The 20195-nt window shown below is 49.9% G+C and carries 24 protein-coding genes; 15 read left to right on the top strand and 9 right to left on the bottom strand.

The window, feature by feature from the left end:
* Nucleotides 1-16 precede the first annotated feature (16 nt).
* Entirely contained in the window at nt 17-1327 is a 1311-nt protein-coding gene (locus WNY38_RS10050; RefSeq protein ID WP_342857203.1) for a FliI/YscN family ATPase, read from the bottom strand.
* An 80-nt stretch (nt 1328-1407) separates the two neighbouring features.
* On the opposite strand from WNY38_RS10050, the gene WNY38_RS10045 reads away from it, so the two are divergent.
* From WNY38_RS10045 to WNY38_RS10005, 9 genes are read left to right on the top strand one after another with little or no spacing between them, the layout of a single operon-like run.
* Complete coding sequence (locus WNY38_RS10045) at nt 1408-1794, top strand: FlgB family protein (protein ID WP_342857202.1); 387 nt, start codon at nt 1408-1410, stop codon at nt 1792-1794.
* A gap of 10 nt (nt 1795-1804) precedes the next feature.
* On the top strand, nt 1805-2197 hold the full coding sequence (gene flgC, locus WNY38_RS10040) for a flagellar basal body rod protein FlgC (protein ID WP_342857201.1): 393 nt from the start codon (nt 1805-1807) through the stop codon (nt 2195-2197).
* A 12-nt stretch (nt 2198-2209) separates the two neighbouring features.
* Nucleotides 2210-2506, top strand: coding sequence for a flagellar hook-basal body complex protein FliE (gene fliE / locus WNY38_RS10035; protein WP_342857200.1), 297 nt, complete (start codon nt 2210-2212; stop codon nt 2504-2506).
* Nucleotides 2506-2775 carry a flagellar biosynthetic protein FliQ gene (locus WNY38_RS10030; RefSeq protein WP_342857199.1) on the top strand — a complete coding sequence of 90 codons (270 nt, stop codon included), beginning with the start codon at nt 2506-2508 and terminating at the stop codon, nt 2773-2775. The genes fliE and WNY38_RS10030 overlap by 1 nt, the downstream gene beginning before the upstream one ends.
* Nucleotides 2775-3491: a flagellar hook-basal body complex protein gene (locus WNY38_RS10025; protein ID WP_342857229.1), complete on the top strand. Its 717-nt coding sequence runs from the start codon at nt 2775-2777 to the stop codon at nt 3489-3491. The genes WNY38_RS10030 and WNY38_RS10025 overlap by 1 nt, the downstream gene beginning before the upstream one ends.
* Before the next feature lie 12 nt (nt 3492-3503).
* Complete coding sequence (gene flgG, locus WNY38_RS10020) at nt 3504-4289, top strand: flagellar basal-body rod protein FlgG (RefSeq protein ID WP_342857198.1); 786 nt, start codon at nt 3504-3506, stop codon at nt 4287-4289.
* Nucleotides 4286-4723 (top strand): flagellar basal body P-ring formation chaperone FlgA, encoded by a 438-nt coding sequence (gene flgA / locus WNY38_RS10015; RefSeq protein ID WP_342857197.1) that lies wholly within the window; start codon nt 4286-4288, stop codon nt 4721-4723. Before flgG ends, flgA begins: the two co-directional genes overlap by 4 nt.
* Before the next feature lie 14 nt (nt 4724-4737).
* Complete coding sequence (flgH, locus tag WNY38_RS10010; protein ID WP_342857196.1) at nt 4738-5463, top strand: flagellar basal body L-ring protein FlgH; 726 nt, start codon at nt 4738-4740, stop codon at nt 5461-5463.
* An 11-nt stretch (nt 5464-5474) separates the two neighbouring features.
* Nucleotides 5475-5984, top strand: a complete 510-nt coding sequence (locus WNY38_RS10005) for a flagellar basal body-associated FliL family protein (protein WP_342857195.1) — start codon at nt 5475-5477, stop codon at nt 5982-5984.
* Nucleotides 5985-6035: 51 nt separating this feature from the next.
* On the opposite strand, the gene WNY38_RS10000 is transcribed toward WNY38_RS10005, so the two are convergent.
* The 8 genes from WNY38_RS10000 to fliF all read right to left on the bottom strand — a co-directional run bounded on the left by WNY38_RS10000 (nt 6036) and on the right by fliF (nt 13909).
* On the bottom strand, nt 6036-6404 hold the full coding sequence (locus WNY38_RS10000) for a hypothetical protein (RefSeq protein WP_342857194.1): 369 nt from the start codon (nt 6402-6404) through the stop codon (nt 6036-6038).
* On the bottom strand, nt 6401-7498 hold the full coding sequence (locus WNY38_RS09995; protein WP_342857193.1) for a flagellar type III secretion system protein FlhB: 1098 nt from the start codon (nt 7496-7498) through the stop codon (nt 6401-6403). Before WNY38_RS09995 ends, WNY38_RS10000 begins: the two co-directional genes overlap by 4 nt.
* Entirely contained in the window at nt 7498-8274 is a 777-nt protein-coding gene (locus WNY38_RS09990; protein ID WP_342857192.1) for a flagellar biosynthetic protein FliR, read from the bottom strand. The genes WNY38_RS09995 and WNY38_RS09990 overlap by 1 nt, the downstream gene beginning before the upstream one ends.
* Complete coding sequence (gene flhA, locus WNY38_RS09985) at nt 8271-10355, bottom strand: flagellar biosynthesis protein FlhA (RefSeq protein WP_342857191.1); 2085 nt, start codon at nt 10353-10355, stop codon at nt 8271-8273. Before flhA ends, WNY38_RS09990 begins: the two co-directional genes overlap by 4 nt.
* Nucleotides 10356-10596: 241 nt before the next feature.
* Complete coding sequence (gene fliP, locus WNY38_RS09980; protein WP_342857228.1) at nt 10597-11292, bottom strand: flagellar type III secretion system pore protein FliP; 696 nt, start codon at nt 11290-11292, stop codon at nt 10597-10599.
* A gap of 46 nt (nt 11293-11338) precedes the next feature.
* On the bottom strand, nt 11339-11623 hold the full coding sequence (locus tag WNY38_RS09975; RefSeq protein ID WP_342857190.1) for a FliM/FliN family flagellar motor C-terminal domain-containing protein: 285 nt from the start codon (nt 11621-11623) through the stop codon (nt 11339-11341).
* Entirely contained in the window at nt 11616-12245 is a 630-nt protein-coding gene (locus WNY38_RS09970) for a flagellar biosynthesis protein (RefSeq protein ID WP_342857189.1), read from the bottom strand. Before WNY38_RS09970 ends, WNY38_RS09975 begins: the two co-directional genes overlap by 8 nt.
* Nucleotides 12245-13909, bottom strand: a complete 1665-nt coding sequence (fliF, locus tag WNY38_RS09965) for a flagellar basal-body MS-ring/collar protein FliF (RefSeq protein WP_342857188.1) — start codon at nt 13907-13909, stop codon at nt 12245-12247. The genes WNY38_RS09970 and fliF overlap by 1 nt, the downstream gene beginning before the upstream one ends.
* Nucleotides 13910-14038: 129 nt before the next feature.
* Between fliF and WNY38_RS09960 the strand changes: the two genes are divergently transcribed.
* The 6 genes from WNY38_RS09960 (at nt 14039) to WNY38_RS09935 (ending at nt 20189) form a co-directional block, all read left to right on the top strand.
* Nucleotides 14039-14539, top strand: a complete 501-nt coding sequence (locus WNY38_RS09960; RefSeq protein WP_342857187.1) for a flagellar basal body-associated FliL family protein — start codon at nt 14039-14041, stop codon at nt 14537-14539.
* 9 nt (nt 14540-14548) lie between these two features.
* Entirely contained in the window at nt 14549-14947 is a 399-nt protein-coding gene (locus WNY38_RS09955; protein ID WP_342857186.1) for a hypothetical protein, read from the top strand.
* Nucleotides 14944-15570, top strand: a complete 627-nt coding sequence (locus tag WNY38_RS09950; RefSeq protein ID WP_342857185.1) for a hypothetical protein — start codon at nt 14944-14946, stop codon at nt 15568-15570. Before WNY38_RS09955 ends, WNY38_RS09950 begins: the two co-directional genes overlap by 4 nt.
* A 69-nt stretch (nt 15571-15639) precedes the next feature.
* Complete coding sequence (motA, locus tag WNY38_RS09945) at nt 15640-16509, top strand: flagellar motor stator protein MotA (protein ID WP_342857184.1); 870 nt, start codon at nt 15640-15642, stop codon at nt 16507-16509.
* Complete coding sequence (locus WNY38_RS09940; protein ID WP_342857183.1) at nt 16506-18821, top strand: hypothetical protein; 2316 nt, start codon at nt 16506-16508, stop codon at nt 18819-18821. The genes motA and WNY38_RS09940 overlap by 4 nt, the downstream gene beginning before the upstream one ends.
* Nucleotides 18822-19256: 435 nt before the next feature.
* Complete coding sequence (locus WNY38_RS09935) at nt 19257-20189, top strand: TAXI family TRAP transporter solute-binding subunit (RefSeq protein ID WP_342857182.1); 933 nt, start codon at nt 19257-19259, stop codon at nt 20187-20189.
* Nucleotides 20190-20195: the final 6 nt, after the last annotated feature.

The following is a 20195-nucleotide window of genomic DNA, read 5'->3' as shown; positions in this document are numbered from 1 at the left end:
CCTTTGACAGGGCATCTCACTCAACACATTTTTGCAGGCGCTCAAAGCTAGCATCAATTGATTTCAACTCTGGTTCTGCCAAGAACGCATCAAGTTTTGGCCAGCATGCTATTGCCTCGTCAATATTGGCATCAGAACCATGCGCGTAGAGGCCCGCTTGAATCATCATTTCAGAACGATCAAACGTTCCCATGAGCTTTCGCGCCTTCGCGAGCACGGCATTTTCCGCTTCACTCGCCGCACCCGGCAAAGCGCGCGAAACAGATCGCAGTAGATCAATTGAAGGAAATCGTCCACGCTCAGCGATTTTTCGATCCAGAACGACGTGTCCATCCAAAACACCGCGCAGGATGTCTGCAATGGGCTCTTCCATATCTGAACCAGCGACAAGCACCGAAAAAACGGCCGTGATGTCACCTACATCAGCAGAGCCAGGGCCAGCTCGCTCGCATAGGGACGTGATCAGATGAGCCGTAGACGGAGGGTAACCGCGCAAGCTGCCCGTTTCTCCCATCGCCAAAGCGACCTCTCGATGAGCTTCGGCAAATCTAGTGATGGAGTCCGCTAGGAAAAGCACTTGGCGGCCATTGTCGCGAAAATGTTCCGCGACTGCCATAGCGGTCCAAGCACATCTGCGGCGCACCAACGGCGATTGATCTGAAGTGGCGGCAACGATGACTGCGCGTTTCATGCCTTCGGGCCCAAGCACGCGTTCAACAAATTCGCGCACCTCTCGTCCGCGCTCACCAATCATCGCGATGACAACGATATCGGCACGAAGCCCTGTGGCCAGTTTGGCTAAAAGTGTGGACTTTCCAACACCGGAGCCAGCAAACAGACCAACCCTTTGTCCGCGCACAATCGGCAAAAGCGTGTTGAAAACTGCCAAACCCGTCTCAAGACGTGGACCTAAAGAGCGGCGTTCCGTTGGGCTTACCGGAGACCCTCGCAATGGCCGAGCCGTTTGACCACGAAAAATAGGCTGTTTGTCGAGTGCGTTGCCAAACGGATCAATGACACGTCCGACCCAAGTGTCATGTGGCGCTATTTCATTGTTACCAATATGTGCGACGGGATCACCAATCGAGAAACCATCGGAACCGCCGTCCGGAAGCACCGTGATTCTTTGCTTATCTAGCTGAAGCACTTCCCCAATCTGAGAGTTGACGCCTTGCCCGATTTCCACGAGATCGCCTGATGCGGCCACATTGCTGAGTCCACTTACCACAAGAACACCGCGCGCCACTTCGACGACACGCCCCAACCGCTGAACGGGTTTCACCGCCGAAATTTCGGTTTTCAGTACGTCAAAGCCAATGCCAGCCATATCTCTCTCCACGTTCGACAACCCTTTCTAAAGGAATCAGGGTTAAGCCTTAGTTGACATAGATCGAGGGAGAAGCCCCGATGTTCCAGAAATTGGACATTTTCCAAATGGCGAGTGGCTTGGCAAAACATGCCAGCACCCGTCAAGAAACCATCGCGAAGAATATCGCGAACGCGGATACACCCGAGTATCGCGCTAAAGACATTGCGTCTTTCGAAGAGACCTACAGCGACGAAGCCACAGGCACGTCGATGAAAAGCTCACGCGCAGGCCATCTTCATGGCAACGATGCACAAAATACACCAATCAAATTCGTGGATGCGCCGGGGCCCAGTTCGCCCAATGGCAATTCGGTGACTTTAGAAGCTGAAATGATGAAAGCAACCGAGGTGCGTCACCAGCACGATCTTGCGATGTCAGTTTACAAAAGTTCCATGAACATCCTCAGAACCTCAATTGGCAGATAGGAGATAGCGCATGAGTGACCTTTTCAACATCCTTTCCCTTTCGTCCTCAGCAATGGCAGCGCAAGCAGATCGTTTGCGTCACGTTTCTGAAAATATAGCCAATGCCGATACGCCTGGATATCAACGCAAAACAGCGCCTTTTGAACAGGTTGTAGAACAGGGACAAAAGACAGGGGCTGTACAGTCCGGTCCCGTGGAGTTGGACCAGACGCCTGTGAGGAAAGTGTTTGATCCAGGTCATCCAATGGCAGGCGAAGACGGATATTACGACAGTTCAAATGTCGACATCATGGTCGAATTGGCTGACGCGCGCGAAGCGCAGCGCAGCTACGAGGCCAATCTTAAAATGTTTGATCAGGCGCGGCAAATGTCGACGTCATTGCTCGAACTTCTACGCAGATAATAGGAGACCAGAATGGACATCCGATCAGCAAATGCAGCTATAGGTTACGCATCGACGCGGCCCGCAACAGCCCCCAAACCTGAGGTCAGCGGACAAAGCGCAGGTGGCAAAGTCGCGCAAGCGTTCGGCAGTTTTGCTCAAGAGTTGCAACAAAGCGAATCTGTCGCCCAAGCAGGGATGACTGGGGGCGCAGACAGTCAGTCGTTGGTTCAAGCCTTGGCGCAAACTGAACTAGCCGTCGAAGCCGCTGTGACTGTGCGCGACAAAGTTGTCGAGGCCTATCAAGAAATTCTACGGATGCCGGTGTAGTGATGGACGATCTCATTTTCTACGACACTTTGCGTCAAGCCCTTTGGATTTCGGTGATCATTTCCACACCAATTCTTATCGTTGCTCTCTTAGCGGGGGTCACCATTGGCTTGGTGCAAGCACTCACAAGTATCCAAGAAATGACCCTCACTTTCGTGCCCAAACTTGGCGCCATCCTTATCGTCTTCTGGATGACTATGGGCTTTATGACCGAAACGCTCAGCGCGTTTTTTGTTGACCGGATCATCCCCTTGATTGGAGGTCTATGATGGACAGCACAGGCTATACCGCAATAACCCGAATGTCTGGGCTTAAACGCGAGATGACGGCAATTGCGAACAACATCGCCAATGCCTCTACCACGGGTTTTCGCAAAGAGGGTTTGATTTTTTCTGAACACATTGCGCGCCTTGGGCAGGATGAAGAATCTCTCTCTATGGCCGAAGGCAATGTGCGCCACACGAACACAAGCCAAGGTCCGCTGACGCCAACTGGTGGCACATTTGATTTCGCCATCGAGGGCGATGGATTTTTCCTCATTGAGACGGCGGAGGGCGAAGCGCTCACTCGCAACGGCGCATTCACCCCCAACGAAGCGGGCGAACTGACGACCCATGATGGCTACCGTTTGCTCGACAATGGTGGCGCACCGATTTTCGTACCCCCAGATGCAAAAAATGTGTCTGCCGCATCCGACGGGACTTTGTCAGCCGATGGTCAACCCATTGCGCAGATCGGCCTGTTTACGCCAACCGACCCCACCAGCTTAGGTCGCTCGAACGGTGTACGGTTCAGTACCGATGCAGGCATCGAACCCATTGAAGGGGCGGTGATTTTGCAAGGCTATGTCGAAAACTCGAACGTCAACGCGGTCACCGAAATCACCCGAATGATTGAGGTGCAACACGCCTATGAGATGAGCCAAAGTTTCATCGAAAAAGAGGATGAGCGCATTCGCTCTGTCCTCTCAACCCTTGGTCGATAAGGAGCAAACACTATGCGTGCCCTAAAAATTGCAGCGACCGGTATGAGCGCCCAGCAAATGCGTGTGGAAACAATTTCGCAAAACCTAGCGAACATGAACACCACGGGCTACAACGCGCGCCGCGCCGAATTTGCCGATCTGCACTACCAACAAATGACCCGACCAGGGACCATCAACTCATCTGACGGCACAGTACTTCCGACAGGCGTGCAGCTTGGCCTTGGGGTGCGGCCCTCATCTGTTACCATTCAGCTTGCTCAAGGCTCATTGTCCGCAACTGGCGGCGATCTTGATCTCGCGATTGAAGGTAACGGTTATCTGGAACTGACGCTCCCTTCGGGACAGTCCGCATTTACACGTGATGGGGCTCTGAAGCGATCTGCAGACGGTCTCATTGTCACTTCAGATGGATATGGTGTTGTGCCAGATATCACTATCCCAGACGATGCGCGTTCGATTTCCATCAACGCGTCAGGCGAAGTTTATGCGTACTTCAATGATCAGGTCGAAGCGCAGCTTCTCGGGCAATTCACTTTAGCAAACTTTACCAACGCCAAAGGTTTAGAAGCCGTCGGATCAAACCTGTTCTTAGAAACAGAGGCATCCGGTCCAGCAACGGTCGGTGAGCCAGGCGTCGATGGGGCCGGAACGCTGCGACAAGGCTATCTTGAAGACAGTTCAGTCGACGCCGTGCGCGAGGTTACAGAATTGATTGAGGCGCAGCGCGGGTACGAATTGAACGCGAAAGTCATTACCGCCGCCGACCAAATGATGTCGGCAACGACGCAAATACGATGAAGACTTTAGCCCTCATATCCGCAATTTTAACGCTCGTTTCACAGACCGCTTTGGCGGAGACAATCGTTGCAGCTCGCACCATTCGCGCTCAAACACTTTTGGCACCAAGCGATTTGAATGTTGTACAGGGCGACGTACCTGGCGCGCTGATTTCACTAAGCGAAGCTGTCGGTTTGGAAGCCCGTGTTGTGCTTTACTCAGGACGACCGATCATGGCCGGCGACGTCGGTCCAGCCGCGATTATAGAACGAAATCAAATTGTTAAACTGTTTTATACGGTTGGAACCCTGTCCATTTCAGCTGATGCGCGCGCTTTGGCCCGTGCAGGCCCCGGTGACATGCTGCGCGTCATGAACCTCACATCAAAATCCACAGTGTCTGGCATCGTCGCCCCCGATGGGTCTGTCTATGTCAGCGGACTGCCAAGATCATAATTAGGAACAGTAATATGCGATTAATCCATTTTTTGCCGCTAGCAGTTTTAGTAACTGGTTGCAGCAGTCTAGAAGAAGTCGGCCGTTTGCCAGACTTCACGCCAGTACAAATCTCAGCAGAAACTTCTGCGATGTTGAACCCTTCACTACCTCAGCGCATTGAGAGACAAAGTCCAGTGGACGGTGCGTCGTTGTGGACGGCCTCTCGTCAATCTCTTCTGGGCGACCGACGTGCTATTGAGCGCGGCGACATCATGACTGTCGTCATCGAAATTGATGACAGTGCTGAGTTTTCTAACACATCGTCACGTGGCAGAACCGGCACTGAAACGGCAGGCATTCCGTCTTTGCTCGGAATTCCCCAGCGGATTAACGAAAGTCTACCCGAGGGTGCGTCCATGGACGAATTGATTAGCACATCGGGAACATCGTCCTCTTCGGGGAATGGCTCGATCAGTCGCAATGAAAAGCTGGAACTTATGGTTGCAGCCACCATCGTAGATGTGCTTCCAAACGGGGTTCTACACATCCAGGGTTCTCAAGAAGTACGGGTGAACTTTGAAATCCGTGAACTGTTGGTCGAAGGCTATGTGCGCCCAGAAGACATCTCGCGTCAAAATGAAATCACCTACGATAAAATCGCAAGTGCGCGCATTTCATATGGTGGACGCGGTCAGATCATGCAGATGCAGCAACCTCGATATGGTCAACAAATCGCCGATATCGTTCTTCCATTTTAGCAGAGGTCAAAATGATCAAAAAATTACTCCCCATTGTGCTTGCCTTGGTTGGGCTCGGCGTCGGTGTTGGTGGTGGTATGGCACTTCGACCCGATCCAGAAATTGTGTCCATCGATCCATGCGGCGACATGGAAACCGGTGACACGCATGCGAAAGGAAATCCTGCCGACGAGGAAGATGAAGAAACTGATTCAGCCTATGAGTACGTCAAACTCAATAATCAGTTTGTCGTCCCTGACTTAGACGACGGGCGCGTGACAGCAATGGTTGTTCTATCCCTAAGCTTGGAAGCCAAAACAGGAGCGCGCGAAGCAATTTATGCACGCGAACCAAAGCTTAGAGACGCCTTTTTGCAAGTCCTTTTTGATCACGCAAATACCGGTGGGTTCAAAGGCGCATTTACGGACAGTGGCACCATGACCAACTTGCGAAATGCGCTAACTGAAATCGCACAGAAAACGATTGGCAAAGAAATCAATGACGTACTGGTCATCGATATTGTGCGCCAAGACGTGCAATAGATTTATCGAAGTCAGTGACCCAATAAACACCCAAAACTGGTGTGGATAGGGTTACTTTTTCTGAGCTTCTTTGGCCTTTTTCACGATAGCTTTCAAAGCTTCGGTACGGCCGAAGGCTTGATTGGTGACAAGCAACTGATCTTCTCGCTTTTTGGCGATGCGCGCGAGTTCTAGCATCGCAGCAAGCGTTTTTCGCTCGGCCCAGACCCGCCATTTGCCATCCATCCCAGCCCGTGTTGATTGTGCAACCTCTGCCCCAAACATGTTTCCATAATGTTGTTTTTCTTGTAAAATTTCCTGAAGAACCGCATTTGGTCCATCTTCTTCGCGGGCAATACCTTTGAGGCGTGCACGTTCCGTGTTGAGTTTCAACTCGGCCAAAGATTGAAGTTGCTGAATCTTAATCAGGTTATCGCTCATCGTCTTTTACCAAATCTGCTTTTCATTTTGGCGCGCATGGTCTCTGCAAACCGGATCGAAGCGGCAACAGCTTTATAGTGCTCTGGCCAGATTTCTGAACCGATCTCAATAGCCGCATAAAGCGCGCGCGCGGTTGGCGGGTCGCGGTGAATAGGGATTGAATTTTCGTTGGCTATCTCGCGCATTTTGGCAGCGACATCGTCAACGCCTTTTGCCACACAAATGGGTGCACCGCCCCGCAACTTGTCCCATTTTAGGGCAACCGCATAATGCGTCGGGTTAACAACAATGACGTCAGCTTTAGGAACATCGCCCAACATTTGATTGAGCGCAATTTCTTGTCCGCGTTGCCGTCTTTTTTGCTTTGCGTGCGGGTCGCCTTCTTGGTCTTTTGATTCATCCGTCATTTCCTTGCGCGACATGCGGTGTTTGCGTGTGTGCTCGGCCGATTGAAATAGGTAATCGACCCCTCCAATCGTCATCGAAATAACAAGCACGATCAGCATAAATCCCAAACACAACTCCAATAGCATCACAGTCACCATGCCTGGGCTAAGTGACATAGTCGCCAAAATCACCGGTACTTTTTTGACCAAGTAAACGCCGAGTACGATTGAGTAGACCGTGAGTTTGAAAAAGCTTTTGGCAAACTCAAACAATCCCTTTCGTCCGTACTTATTTTTAGTGTTTGAAATAATCGAAATTTTACTCAGCTTCGGTTCAATTTTGCTTGGAGCAAACACCAAAGACCGAGTTGCAATTATAACGGTCATTGCCGCCAACGCAGGCACCACAAACCAAGGTAAAAGCGAACTAGCGACAAAAAGCAGTACTTCGCCACCAAGAACAGTTCCAGAGCCGGAGAACCATTCCGTAGACAGGCTATCCGACTTTTCCAATAACTCTTGCAAAACCGTGCCAAGATTGGTGAGCGAGCTGCCACCAAAGATTACTCCGACGCCAATAAACCCCATATAAGCTGCAGAGGTAACAAGGTCGGCAGATTGAGGAATCTCACCTTTTTTGCGTGCGTCATCGAGTTTCTTTTGTGTTGGTTCGTATTGCTTGTCGTCGTCATCTTCACCCTCTGCCATCAGAACACACCAAAGGGGTTCATCAAGAGCAAATCAAAACCACGCCGCCAAATTTGAAGCAACAACGGCAGGGTAATCAACATCAGAACCATACCGCCTAGTGTGATGGCAGGTGCGCCAACCATGGCGACCATAAGCTGTGGCATCGCTCGATTAATGACCCCAAGTGCAACATTGTACACCAATGAGGCAATAACAAAGGGCGCGGACAGGGAAAACGCCATCGAGAACCCTGTACGAATGTGCTGCAAACCCCACTCAGACAAATCACCGGCACCAATGAATGTCCCCGCGGGCACATAGTCATAAGACATAATGAGAATCTCAACAACGCGCACATGTAAATCAAGCTTCGCGGCGAGCGCTAGCCCTCCGACCAAAAGCATGTGACCAACCACAGGCTGAGCATCGACTGCGCCGCCACCGAACATTTGCGACAATGAGGTCGACTGCGCAATCATCGCGCCCGCCATTTCAAGGATCATAACGAAAATGCGTAAAACAATTCCAACCGCTAACCCCGCCAAAACTTCAGTCGCCAAGCCGCGCCCAATGATGCCTTGTTCAGATGCAAGTGGAATAAGATCTGCGCTAACAACAGGCGCAACAATAATAGTAAAGCATAAGGTTAAAGCCAAACGAATGTTCTGAGGGATGCTGCGCTCCCCAAAGGCCGGCAACACGGCCATCATGGCTCCCACGCGCAAAAAAACCAAAAACGCGATCGTCAATGCATCTTGGGATACCCCGAACGTGGAAGGAATGAACTCCATCATGCGGGAACAAGCCCAACCAATGAAGGGCGCGCCTCTGTCCCGATTTCTTCAAAAGAGAATACAGGATTCTGAATCCCTTGCGCCGACAGGACTGTTTTCAAGAAACGACGGCGGCGTGTTGATGTGACGATTGCAGGGTAGATACCTGTTTCGCCAGCCTTGGCAATCTTATCGGCCATGGATTTCGCGAGCCTATTGAACTCACTCGGAGGTAAGGCAACGTCAGATTGCCCCCGTTCACCTTCGATTTGGTAGGTCGCAAACTTTTCCTCCCATTCAGGCGCCAGTTGCAACAAAGGCAAAGTTCCGTCAGCACGTTTGATTTCAGAAATCAATTGGAACCCAAGACGGTGCCGCACATGTTCGCAAATGGATTCAGGGGTCGCATGTGCGCCCCGTGCTTCAGAAATGGCTTCCAAAATCAGCGTTAAGTTGCGAATGGAAACGCGCTCTTCGAGCAAAAGACGTAAAATCGATAGCAGCAAATCCATGGGCACTTTTTCAGGCACGAGATCGTCCAGTAAACGTTGGTTAGACTCTGATCGAGACTGATCAGATAAATTCGTCATTTCATCAAGAAGACGTCGCAAGGTTCGCATGGTTAGCAGGCGTTGGAAGTTTCGTTTGATGACTTCGAGTAAATGGGTGGCCAAAACTTCCGTAGGCGACACAACAGTGCACCCCAACAAAGACATTTCTTCTTTTTGATCGTCGGTAACCCATCGCGCTGGCGCGCCATACACGGGTTCCTTCACGTCTTCGCCAAGAGGGAAGCCCGTGGTATCACCCGACAGAAGGGCCAAAGCCAAATCTGGCCGCAACTGATCCCGTGCTTGCTCGACGCCCTGAATGCGAACAACATAACTTCCTGCCGGAAGAGTGGGATCATCGGTCAATCTTATTTCCGGTAAAATCAGTCCAAACACGGTGGCTACGTGATTGCGCATATTTGTAATCCGCGCATCCAGCCCTGTTTGCGGATCGAGTACCATCGCAACCAAATCGGGCGCGAACTCAACATGGATGTCATCCAAATCCAAGATATCGCCAAGGGATTCTTTCACTTCCTCGGGAATAACAGCGGGGGGATTTGCAGCAGTGTGTGCTAAATCTCGATCTTTTTTTGCAACAAACCAACCTGCAGCACATAACCCGCCAGCCCCAGCCATAAACGGGAAAAATGGCAAGCCTGGAACGAGGGCGAAAAGCCCCATTAAAATCCCAACAGTTATAAGCGCTGGTGGATAGCGACCGAGTTGCTTGAAAAGCGCGAGATCAACCGATCCGCTTGCGCCGCCTTTCGCCAAAAGAAGGGCTGCGGCAATGGAAATGATGACGGATGGAATTTGACTTACAAGCCCATCACCGACGGTCAAAATCGCATATGTTTCAAATGCTTGTCCCGCCGGCATTCCATGAACTACGATACCAATAACAAGCCCCATGACAATGTTCATCAAGGTTATCAAAAGTCCCGCGACAGCATCGCCTTTGACAAACTTTGATGCCCCGTCCAATGACCCGAAAAATGTTGTTTCCGCAAGCTCTCGCTCGCGTCGCTCTTTGGCTTCTTCATGAGAAATGGCACCAGCCGACATGTCGGCATCAATCGCAAGCTGCTTGCCAGGCATACCATCAAGTGCGAAACGCGCGCCCACTTCGGCCATGCGCCCAGCGCCTTTGGTGATCACCATAAAGTTCACAATCAACAAGACGATAAAGACAACCAAGCCCAAGAGTACCGAGCCCCCCATCACGAAACTCGCAAAGCCTTCGATGACATTGCCAGCCGCACTTGTTCCGGTGTGCCCCTGACCGATTATGAGCTTGGTCGAAGATACATTCAAAGACAGACGCAGCATCAAACTGGCGAGTAGGACTGTGGGAAAGACCGAAAAATCCAACGGTCTTTCGATGAACAGGACTACTGTAAAAATTAAAATTGCAAGCGCGAAACTTGCCGCAAGACCAACATCGAGAACCCATGCAGGCACAGGTAAAATCATCATTACGATGACGGCCATCAAAGCGAGTGCAAGTAAAATTGTTGGCCGGAATATGGAGCTAAGTGTAAGTTTCATCGCAACGCCCTCAGCGCGACATTGCGTTCCATGTAAGGCTGCGGCGCACCGATCTGCACCCATTCAAACAAAGTATGTTCCCGCATAAAATTGCTCGTATTTAACGTCATTTTGCCCACCGCATTTCTTGCTGACTAGGCTCTCAGAATATGTGAGTTATAGTTTACAATAGGTAACCAATTGATCGAAAAGTTTCGATATATCTTAGGCTTATACTTTATTCACTAAGATAAGTTCTTCGCTAGAAATAGCTGCGCACCAAAGCACTTGAGACAAGAGCCCAGCCATCGGAAACAACAAAAAACGCCAATTTGAACGGCATGGATACAACAGCAGGTGGCACCATCATCATCCCCATGGACATCAAGATAGCAGCGACCACGAGATCAATTACAAGGAACGGAAGATAAATCAAAAAACCAATTTGAAAGGCTCTCTCAATCTCAGATAATAAAAACGACGGGACAAGCAGAGACAACGGAGCATCCTCTGTAACTGTCTCAACACTTGCAAAATCTGGACGTAGTTCCGCCAGGTGACCAAAAGTTGTTGGGTCTATTCGATTGGTCATGAACCCGCGAAATGGATCCATAACCAACGGAAAGGCCGTTTCCACATCAATGTCACCATCGAGCATCGGCTGAATGCCCGTTGCCCAGCTTTGGTCAAACACCGGTTCCATAACAAAGTATGTTAGAAACAGTGCCAAACTGATGATAAGCATGTTCGGTGGCGCCTGTTGCAGCCCTAAGGCTTGGCGTAGAATAGACAGCACGGTTACAATAAACGGAAAACAAGTCACCATGACGGCCAAACCCGGTACAAGGCTAAGCACCGTGATCAGCAGCATTAACTGAATCGAGCGGTTTGCGAGGGACGCGTCATCGCCGAATGAGATCGACACGTCCTGCGCAGTGGAAGGTTCAACCAAAATCATGGTTAACGCGGCAAACACAAAAATAGATGTCGATGAACGCAAAACCTTAAAGCCCATTTTTGAGGTCAGCGACCTCGGTCAAACGGACAGCCAACTGCCCAGTGTTCTCGCCATCCATCTCTTGCAATTCACCACGCGCAATAAGCTTGTCACCAATATAAAGTTCAACGGGATCCTCAATTCTACGATCCAAAGGCAAGACACTATCGCATTGCAAGTTTAGCAAATCCTTTATCAAAGGACGCGCTCGGCCAACCGAAATCGTAATTTCTATCGGGACCTGTGTGAACGGACTCTGCTGGCCTTGTTCCAGACCTTGTGACTCATCCATGTTTCATTGCCTCTTCGTTAAGTGCATAAGCTGATTTGATTGCGTTGCCGATGCGTTCAATTGCGCCGTCCATATCAATTTTCTTTTCCAATTCGCCCATACGCAGATAGACTTGACCATCTGCGAGGGAAGGCTCTTCTATGATTTCCAATGGAATGGTTAAGGAAGTGTCAATCAAGGCATCAACAGCGGCCCGTCCAGAAGGCGCAACCACGATTTGAACTGGCGCATCAGACATTTCTTCGGCAAACGGAATCAGCTCTTCCAAAATTGTTTGGCCAAGCGTTTCTGACATAAGTTGGGGCAAAACTTTTGATACGATTTCGGTCAAAAGTGGCTCAAGTGCCTTCATCACATGTGACTTTGCCTCATGAAATGTGAAACCAAGATCCTGTAAATTGCGTGCAAAATCAGCTCCAATACGACTGTGATCGTCTGATTGAGTTTGTGCCGCATCATCCCAACCAGCTTTGTATCCTTGCTCATATGCGGCCATTCTATTGGCCTCAATCTCTGCGGGATCAGGGCCCTTTTGAACCACAGGCTCCACAGAAATGTGTGCGCGCTGACGACTTAGCTTCTCAGAAACTCCGAAATCCTCAAGTGGAAATAAATGTTTCATCAAGCATCCTCCTCAGTGCCTTCCATCCAGCCACGCAGGATCTCAACCGTTTCTTCTTGGCGATCTTCGATGAGTTTTTTCAGTCTTTTCACTGGATCGGCGGAGATACCAAAGTCGTCGTCTCCAAAATCAAAGTCCGAAACCACTCCCAATGTCGGAAGTTCGAATTCTCCATTGGAAACCTCTCCGGTAAGAGCCATCCCAGCGGCACCCATATTCGGCATCTCTGCCACAGGGATGGTTTGTTGTACCGAAGGGGCCTGAATCTCCGTTGGTGCAGGTAGGCCGGCAGCCTGTTTTGGCGCCGGAAGCTCTGCACTTTGCGTCGCAAATATCGGTCGCACAACAAACATGCCCAAAATAATTGTCACAAGTGCAAGAAACGCGAGTTGAATAATTGTCATGATATTGAGATCAGACATTGAGAATAGCGAACTTTGTACAATCGTTCCCTCAACGACAACGGGTTGAAATTCCATAGTTTTAATCGTAATTATATCACCGCGCGCCTCATCAAATCCTACGGTTGACGCAACGAGTTCACGCAGCGCCTCGAGTTCAGCGTCGCTGCGAGGCTCCCATGCAACGTCTTGGGTCTCTTCAATTTGACTGCGAATGCCATCAACGAGAACAGCAACGGTCAGGCGCTTTATCGCCCCTGGCCCACGCTGAAATTCGCGACGTGTTTCCGAAACTTCGTAATTGATGCGCTCACGCACCTCACTGTTGTTAGAATTTGACTCGCCAGTGCCAGCCCCATCCCCGCCGGGCAGATTCGAAGCCACGGTTACAGAATTGCCGCGACTATCGGTTGATGAATTGCTGTTTTCTTCTGTCTCAGAACTGATCGCCACGCGACCCTCCGGATCAAACTTGGTTTCAACGATTGTTTCGTGATCTGTTTCATGTTCGACAGACACTTCGACCACAGCTCGACCGACACCAACACGCGCTTCAAGAAGGCGTTCAATATTTTGTCTAAGTTCTTTTTCGCGATCAGTCCCTTGGGGCGACCCTGATTCGTGGTCGTCCCCTGAAATAACAACGCCGCTACGACCATCAATCACAGACACATCTTCGGCAGACAAACCTGCGACGGCCGATGCCACAAGATACCGCAGCGCTTTAGCGCGATCAGAAGAAACACTACCCGAGTTTGCTGTAACTGTTACAGAAGCCGTCGCCGCAATTTGACGTTTAAAGGGTTGAGCAGAAGGATTTGCAATATGGACCCGCGCTGTTGAAATTTGTGCAGATGACACAATGGTACGAGCAAGTTCGCCTTCTTTCGCTCGCCAGTATGCGGCATCGAACATCTGTGATGTCGTGCCGAAACCTGTAAGAGAATCAAGTAGTTCGTATCCACTAGATGAATTTTCAGGCAAGCCATCTGACGCGAGCGTCATGCGCAGCTCATCCCTTTGGGTATTGGCAACAAAAATGGATCCGCCCCGAATTTCATAGGCAACACCCCGTGTTTCTAGTGCCTGAACGACCTCACCTGCGGCACTAGAATCAAGCCCCGAATACAGCAATGTCATACTTGGCGCGGTCGCGAGCCGAGACAAGCCTATGATCGCCGCGAACATAAACAGGGTGGCACCGATAACAATAACTCGGCGTTTTGGCTCCAAATTGAACCAAACAGAAATAATCTGCTGCAAGACGTCACTCCTTAGATGTGTGGGCTTCTGCCCTCGTCGTTGTCCAAGGATTGATCGAACAGCCTTAATAATCGGTTAGCTACATTCAGGTTAAAACGGAATCGTCAAAGAAATTGGTGGACGAAACCTATGGCTGATGAAGAACAGCTCGAAGAAGAACCAAAGAAGAAATCGAAACTGCCTCTTATTGTTGGCATCCTATTGATGCTGGCTCTTGGAGGCGGAGGATTTTTTGCTGTGTATTCAGGATTACTGTTTGCACCCGCACAAAAACCTACAGAAGACGAACTGTCTGCGCTTGCAGAAGAGATAATGGATCCACTTCCTGATGTCGCATTTGTGCCCATCGAACCTCTGATCATCAATTTGGCGGGACAGGGAAGTGGAAATAGACACCTTAGGTTTCAAGCTCAAATCGAGGTGCCTTCGAATTATCAAAGTGAAGTTGAAAGCCTTTTGCCACGAATCGTCGACGTTCTGAACGGTTACTTGAGAGCAGTGGACATAACTGAACTCGAAACACCCTCTGCTTTGGTAAAACTAAGGGCTCAAATGTTGCGCCGACTTCAAATTGTTGCAGGTGAAGGACGAGTCAAAGACGTCCTCATCATGGAATTTGTTATTAATTAGGAGGCGGATATGAGACTCATCGCAGATATTCTAATGATTGCAGGTACATTTTCCGTTGCGGTGTATTGCATAGTGCTGGCGCGACGTTTGAGCCGCTTTACCGATCTCGAAAAAGGGGTTGGCGGCGCTATAGCAGTGCTGTCAGCTCAGGTCGATGACATGACAAAAATGCTGACCAAGGCTCAAAAAACCGCCGCGGGGTCTGCCGTAAATTTAGAAAATTTGACAGCGCGCTCAGAAGACGCGGCCAAAAGGTTGGAGCTCTTAATGGCCTCAATGCATGATCTGCCGACACCCGCGCAACCGCAAACCTCGCCTCTCCACAATGAGACGAAGCAAAACAAAGAACAAGATCCGTCAGAAACTCTTTTCCTCAGTCGCCGCGCTCAAGTGGAGGCCGCAGAATGAACACCCGCACCGAAGAAAAACGCGTGGAAGTTGGTAAGAAAAGAAAACGCGGGTCGGGTCGCGGTGCTTTGCTGATCCTAGCCGCTGTTTTCATCATGTCAGCGGGCGCGCGCTTAATGTCAGGCACTGGTGCCGCTATAGCACGCGAACTGTCTCAGCTAGGTGCCGCAGATTCAACCGAAGCCGACACTTTTGGCGAGTCATGCGAACCGGACTCTGCCACAGCAACCCTTTTGAAAAGTCTACGAACTAGAGAAATAAAAATTTCAGCTGAAGAAAAATCCCTCTCTCAAAAAATGAAAGCCTTCGAGTTGGCAAAGGCAGAGTTCGCTCAAAACATAGCCGCATTGAAGAAAGCAGAAGAGCAATTGGCGGCAACGATGACTGTCGCAAGCTCTGCTGCCCAAGATGATTTGGATAAACTCACGGCCGTCTATGAGAGCATGAAACCTAAAGATGCCGCTGCGCTTTTTGAACAAATGTCTCCTGATTTTGCCGCAGGATTCTTAGCCCGAATGCGGTCCGATATCGCTGCACCCGTTCTGGCGGGGTTGAAGCCTGAAACGGCGTATACAATTTCCGTCATTCTGGCGGGACGAAATGCAAATGCTCCACGCGAATAATGTCAGCGAATTGTTAATGCGCATGTGCGAAATTTAAACCTACAGATTCGTTAGACAGGGGCGTTCAATATGATTGGCATAGTTGGTATCGTCATCATTTTCGTGATGGTGTTTGGTGGCTATATTGCCGCTGGCGGTAAGATGGGCCTCATCTTAAAGGCATTGCCCTTTGAATTCATGATGATCGGCGGCGCTGCTGCGGGCGCATTCACAATTTCAAATGATATGGCTGGAATTAAACATACCATGAAAGATATGGGTAAGGTTTTCAAGGGCACTAAATGGCACCCCGAGGACTATAAGGATCTCCTTTGCCTGCTTTTTGAACTTATCCGATTGGCACGTCAAAACCCAGTGGGCTTAGAAGAACATATCGAGGCACCTGAAAATTCTTCTATTTTCAGCAAGTATCCAAAAATACTTGCCGACAAAGAAGCTATCGCGTTGACCTGCGACACCCTTCGCTCAGCCTCAATGAATTACGATGATCCGCATCAAGTTGAGGAGGTCCTCGAGAAACGTATGGATGCAAATCTTCATCACGCGATGCACTCTTCCCACGCGATGGCTGCGATCGGCGACGGACTTCCAGCCTTGGGAATTGTTGCTGCGGTTTTGGGGGTTATCAAGACGATGGCATCGATTGATCAACCGCCAGAAATCTTGGGAAAAATGATTGGTGGGGCTTTGGTGGGGACATTCTTGGGTGTGTTTTTAGCCTACGGCTTTGCTGGGCCATTTGCAGCAAAAATGAAGTCTGTCATCGAAGAAGATGCTCACTTCTATCAACTGATTAGAGAGGTGCTCGTTGCCAATTTACACAATCACGCTACGAATATTTGTATTGAAGTTGGACGCCAAAATACGCCAGGCCATTACCGTCCAAGCTTTGCAGAGTTAGAGGAAGCTCTAAAAGAGGTTAAATCAGAAGCCGCATGATCCGCGTTTTAATAATCATCAGTTTTTTTACGTTCCCAGCATACCTTCGCGCGGCGACCATCAACGTAATTTCAGGCGAGCATGCCGACTTTTCGCGACTCGTTTTTCAATATCCCGATGCCGAAGAGTGGAACATCAGCCGTTTCGATGAAGGTTATATTCTCGAGACGGCCTCCGGAAGTCATGATTACAACATGACTAAAATCTTCAATTTTATTCCTAAAACACGCATTGTGAAATTGGAACCCGGCCCTGACGGCACTTTAAAGATCTTTACGAAACCCGGCTTCCATCTGGATGCTTTTGATCTCCGAGCAGGCCGGCTGGTTGTAGACATAAAAGATGGGCCAGCCTCAGTTGGCTCAAAGTTTGAACTTCCAGTGGAACAAACGCAAACAGATACTAGAGTTGAAGATGAAAGCGCTGCAGTAACTGCACTTTTGACGGCAAACACAACACTTCCAAACTTGCGAATGTTTAACGAAATGGCGAACGGTGCACTAACGTCAACTCTCCCAAACTTAGTGAACGCATACATATCTCAACCAATTGAAAATGAGTATTTTTCACCCAACCTTGATCCATTGGGGCAACAGAGTTTGCGTGTCCGTGAAATGGAGGGCGCCCTATTTGGTCAAATTAGTCGCGCAGTCTCACAAGGGTTACTAAAAGCTGACCTACCTGACAAAGAGAAGGTGGTCGAAGCAACAAATCGGCTGCACAACACGCCTACACCTGTTGTTGAGCCCCAGGCGCCGACATTGCCTCTTAAGCCAGAGATCAAAGATAAAATGCATGTTCGAGTGCGAACAGCGATAGACCGCGATCAGAAACTATCGACGTCATCACAAGCTGATATGATCGAATTCTCATGCCCTCCTGAAAATGAACTTGCCATCGAAACTTGGGGCGAACCACCTCAGGATGGGCTAATGTTGTCTGAGTTCCGCAGCTTGGTGCTTGGGGAATTCGACCAGTCGCTTACTAAAGGTGTCGAAAAACTCGCAAAGTACTATTTATACTTGTCGTTTGGAGCGGAAGCTAAAATGGTTTTGGACGAGTTTGGCGTTTTCGCTTCGAACGCCCAGTTTTTAAGGCTTATCGCTGATGTGATGGATGAAGGTCATAGCACGTCATACGGGTTGCTATCTCAGTTTTCTCAATGTCCTGGCGCAACTGCGTTTTGGGCGATTGCTGCACGCGAAGATCTAAGTCGTGAAAACGCCATTCCAAGCAAGCAAGTCGCCTCCTATTTTTCAGGCCTGCCGCTACACTTACGGCAGCACTTAGGGCCTACATTATCCGAACGCTTTTTAGCAATCGGTGATGTCAAATCCGCAAAAATTATCCAAAATGCGCTGTCTCGTGTGGAAGCGATACATGGCGACGCGTTTGATTTACTATCTGCCGAAATGCAACTTGCAGATGGTGATATAGATCAAGCGATTTTGACACTTACCGACATCTCTAAAGAAGACGGACCATCGGCCACTGAAGCCCTAATTCGCTCTATTGACCTACTTGCTGAACAGAATAGGAGCATTGATCAGAAAACCGCCGAGCTTGCAGAAGTGCTCATGATTGAGCACCGCGGAACGCCCTTGGAAGGGGCGTTAGCTAGAGCTTCTATTGTAGCCAGAATTTTTTCAGGAGACCCCGATGTAGCACTCCAAGCATTGGCGCGCCCGAATACTCAAAATTTGCTTACCTCTATTGATCTAGCAAAACTGATAAATGTAGCTGCTACTAAGTTCACATCGGATTTTGATGACTTAGCTTTTGCTCGAGAAGCGCTGTCATTAGCGGACAATGGAGCAAATCAACTTTTAACGGATGAAACAAAATCTCAAATTGCCCGACGCATGTTGTCCATCGGTTTTGCAGATTTAGCCTCTCGTTTTGCGGTCTTTGATGATGATTTAACCGACAGTGAACGTATGATTTTAGGTCAGATCGCCATGCAAAATGGCAATCAAACAGATGCAATTACCTATCTAGTTGGCATCGAAGGGCAAGAAGCTGCACTTATGCGCGCTGAGCTATACTTGGGTTTAGAAATGCCAAAAATGGCCGCAGAAGAATTCGAAATTGCGGACCAAAGGATCGCCGCAGATGACGCTAATTTTCTTGCTGAGGACTGGGAAAGACTTTCATCCTCAGAAGATAAAAAATTCGCAACAGCAGCAGATCATTTCATAGACGAAACTCCGCTTCCCGCACTCGAGAACCGCATTACAATATCAGCAGCCCAAGTTCTTTTAGATCGCAGCCAGACTTCACGCGCCATCTTCGATGATCTGGTTCAGCAATGATCGGAAAAAAGGATTTCAGCCGCATCTAGGCCCGTCACATAGAGGTGCGTTTGATCTTGTGACGGTTTAGTATCGGTCTCTTTCGAGCAATGTTTGCTATGACGGAGATCCAGTATGGCCAACCGGTCATTCGCCGCAGCCAGCCCCGAGGTCTGCTTCGCGGGACTTTTCTGCCGTTGGTGATGCGGTTTGGAATGTCTGCTATCGTCGTCAGTCTTTGTTGCGACAAGGTGCAGTGGCCTTGTTTATAATGACAGCTTTGCTGCTCGACGCGTCCGCGTATCAGGGCGTAGGCCGTTGACGGGACAATGAAATAACTTTGAGTATTGTGTTTTGATCCGCTAGCGGGCGTACCAGCGCTCTTAAATTTATCGTTTTTTTGTATACAAAACCAAAAAAATAGGTTTTTCTTGCAGAGAACACTGGGAGGTTTCAATGACTAATTCAATCCGTACACTCGTCGCGGCGACATTCGTGGTATCGCTTGGCGCGGCTGCATCAGCCGAGGAGCTCCGTATTGGAACGGCTTCGCTCGGTGGTGCATTCTACCCCATGGGTCAGAGCATTTCGAATGTTGTTAATGAACATGCAGGCAACGACATTACGATGGTCCCGATTGTGACAGGCGGGTCTGTCCAGAACCCAAATCTCATCGCCAGCGGCGAGGTCGAAATTGCGATCACCAACAACAATCTTGCGGTTCTGGCGACCAAAGGCATCGGTCCCTACACGGCCACGGGCCCGATTGATATTGGTGCTGTCGCAGCATTGCACCCGTCTGTGCTGCACATGGTCGTTCTGGCCGATAGCGACATTCAGACATTCGAAGACCTGCGCGGCAAAAGCGTGGCCGTTGGCCCGGCGGGCGGCGGCACATTGGGGTTCGTCAACTTCCTGTTCCCGCTCCATGATATGAGTATTGAGGATATCACGCCAAGCTTCGTCTCTTATTCTGACGGTTTTAGCCAGCTGACCGACGGAACCGTTGACGCAGCCCTTGCCCTGTCCGGCTTTCCGGCTGGCGCGTTGATGCAGGCAGCTGCGGGGTCCGATCTGCGGTTTATCAAATTCTCCGACGGTATGTTGGACGCGGCGGTTGAGGCCAACAGTGCCTATGTCGAAGTTGAAGTGCCCGCTGATGTCTATGGCACCGAAGAGGCCGGAATGCTGATCGGCGTGAACAACATGCTGGTCGCCCCCAATGATTTGGATGCAGCAACGGTTGAGGCCGTCACGGCCGCCATCTTTGACAACCTCGCAGAACTGCAGGCCGAGAACGCGAACGCGCGCCAGATAGATCCTGCGATGTCGTTGAACCTTGCAATCCCCTTGCACCCCGGCGCACAGGCCTATTTCGACGGCCAATAACTTGAC

It is taken from the genome of Pacificibacter sp. AS14 (assembly GCF_038899935.1).
GTDB lineage: Bacteria > Pseudomonadota > Alphaproteobacteria > Rhodobacterales > Rhodobacteraceae > Celeribacter.
The sequence above is the reverse complement of the archived record's forward strand: the minus strand, read 5'-3'. Positions and strand labels throughout refer to the sequence as shown.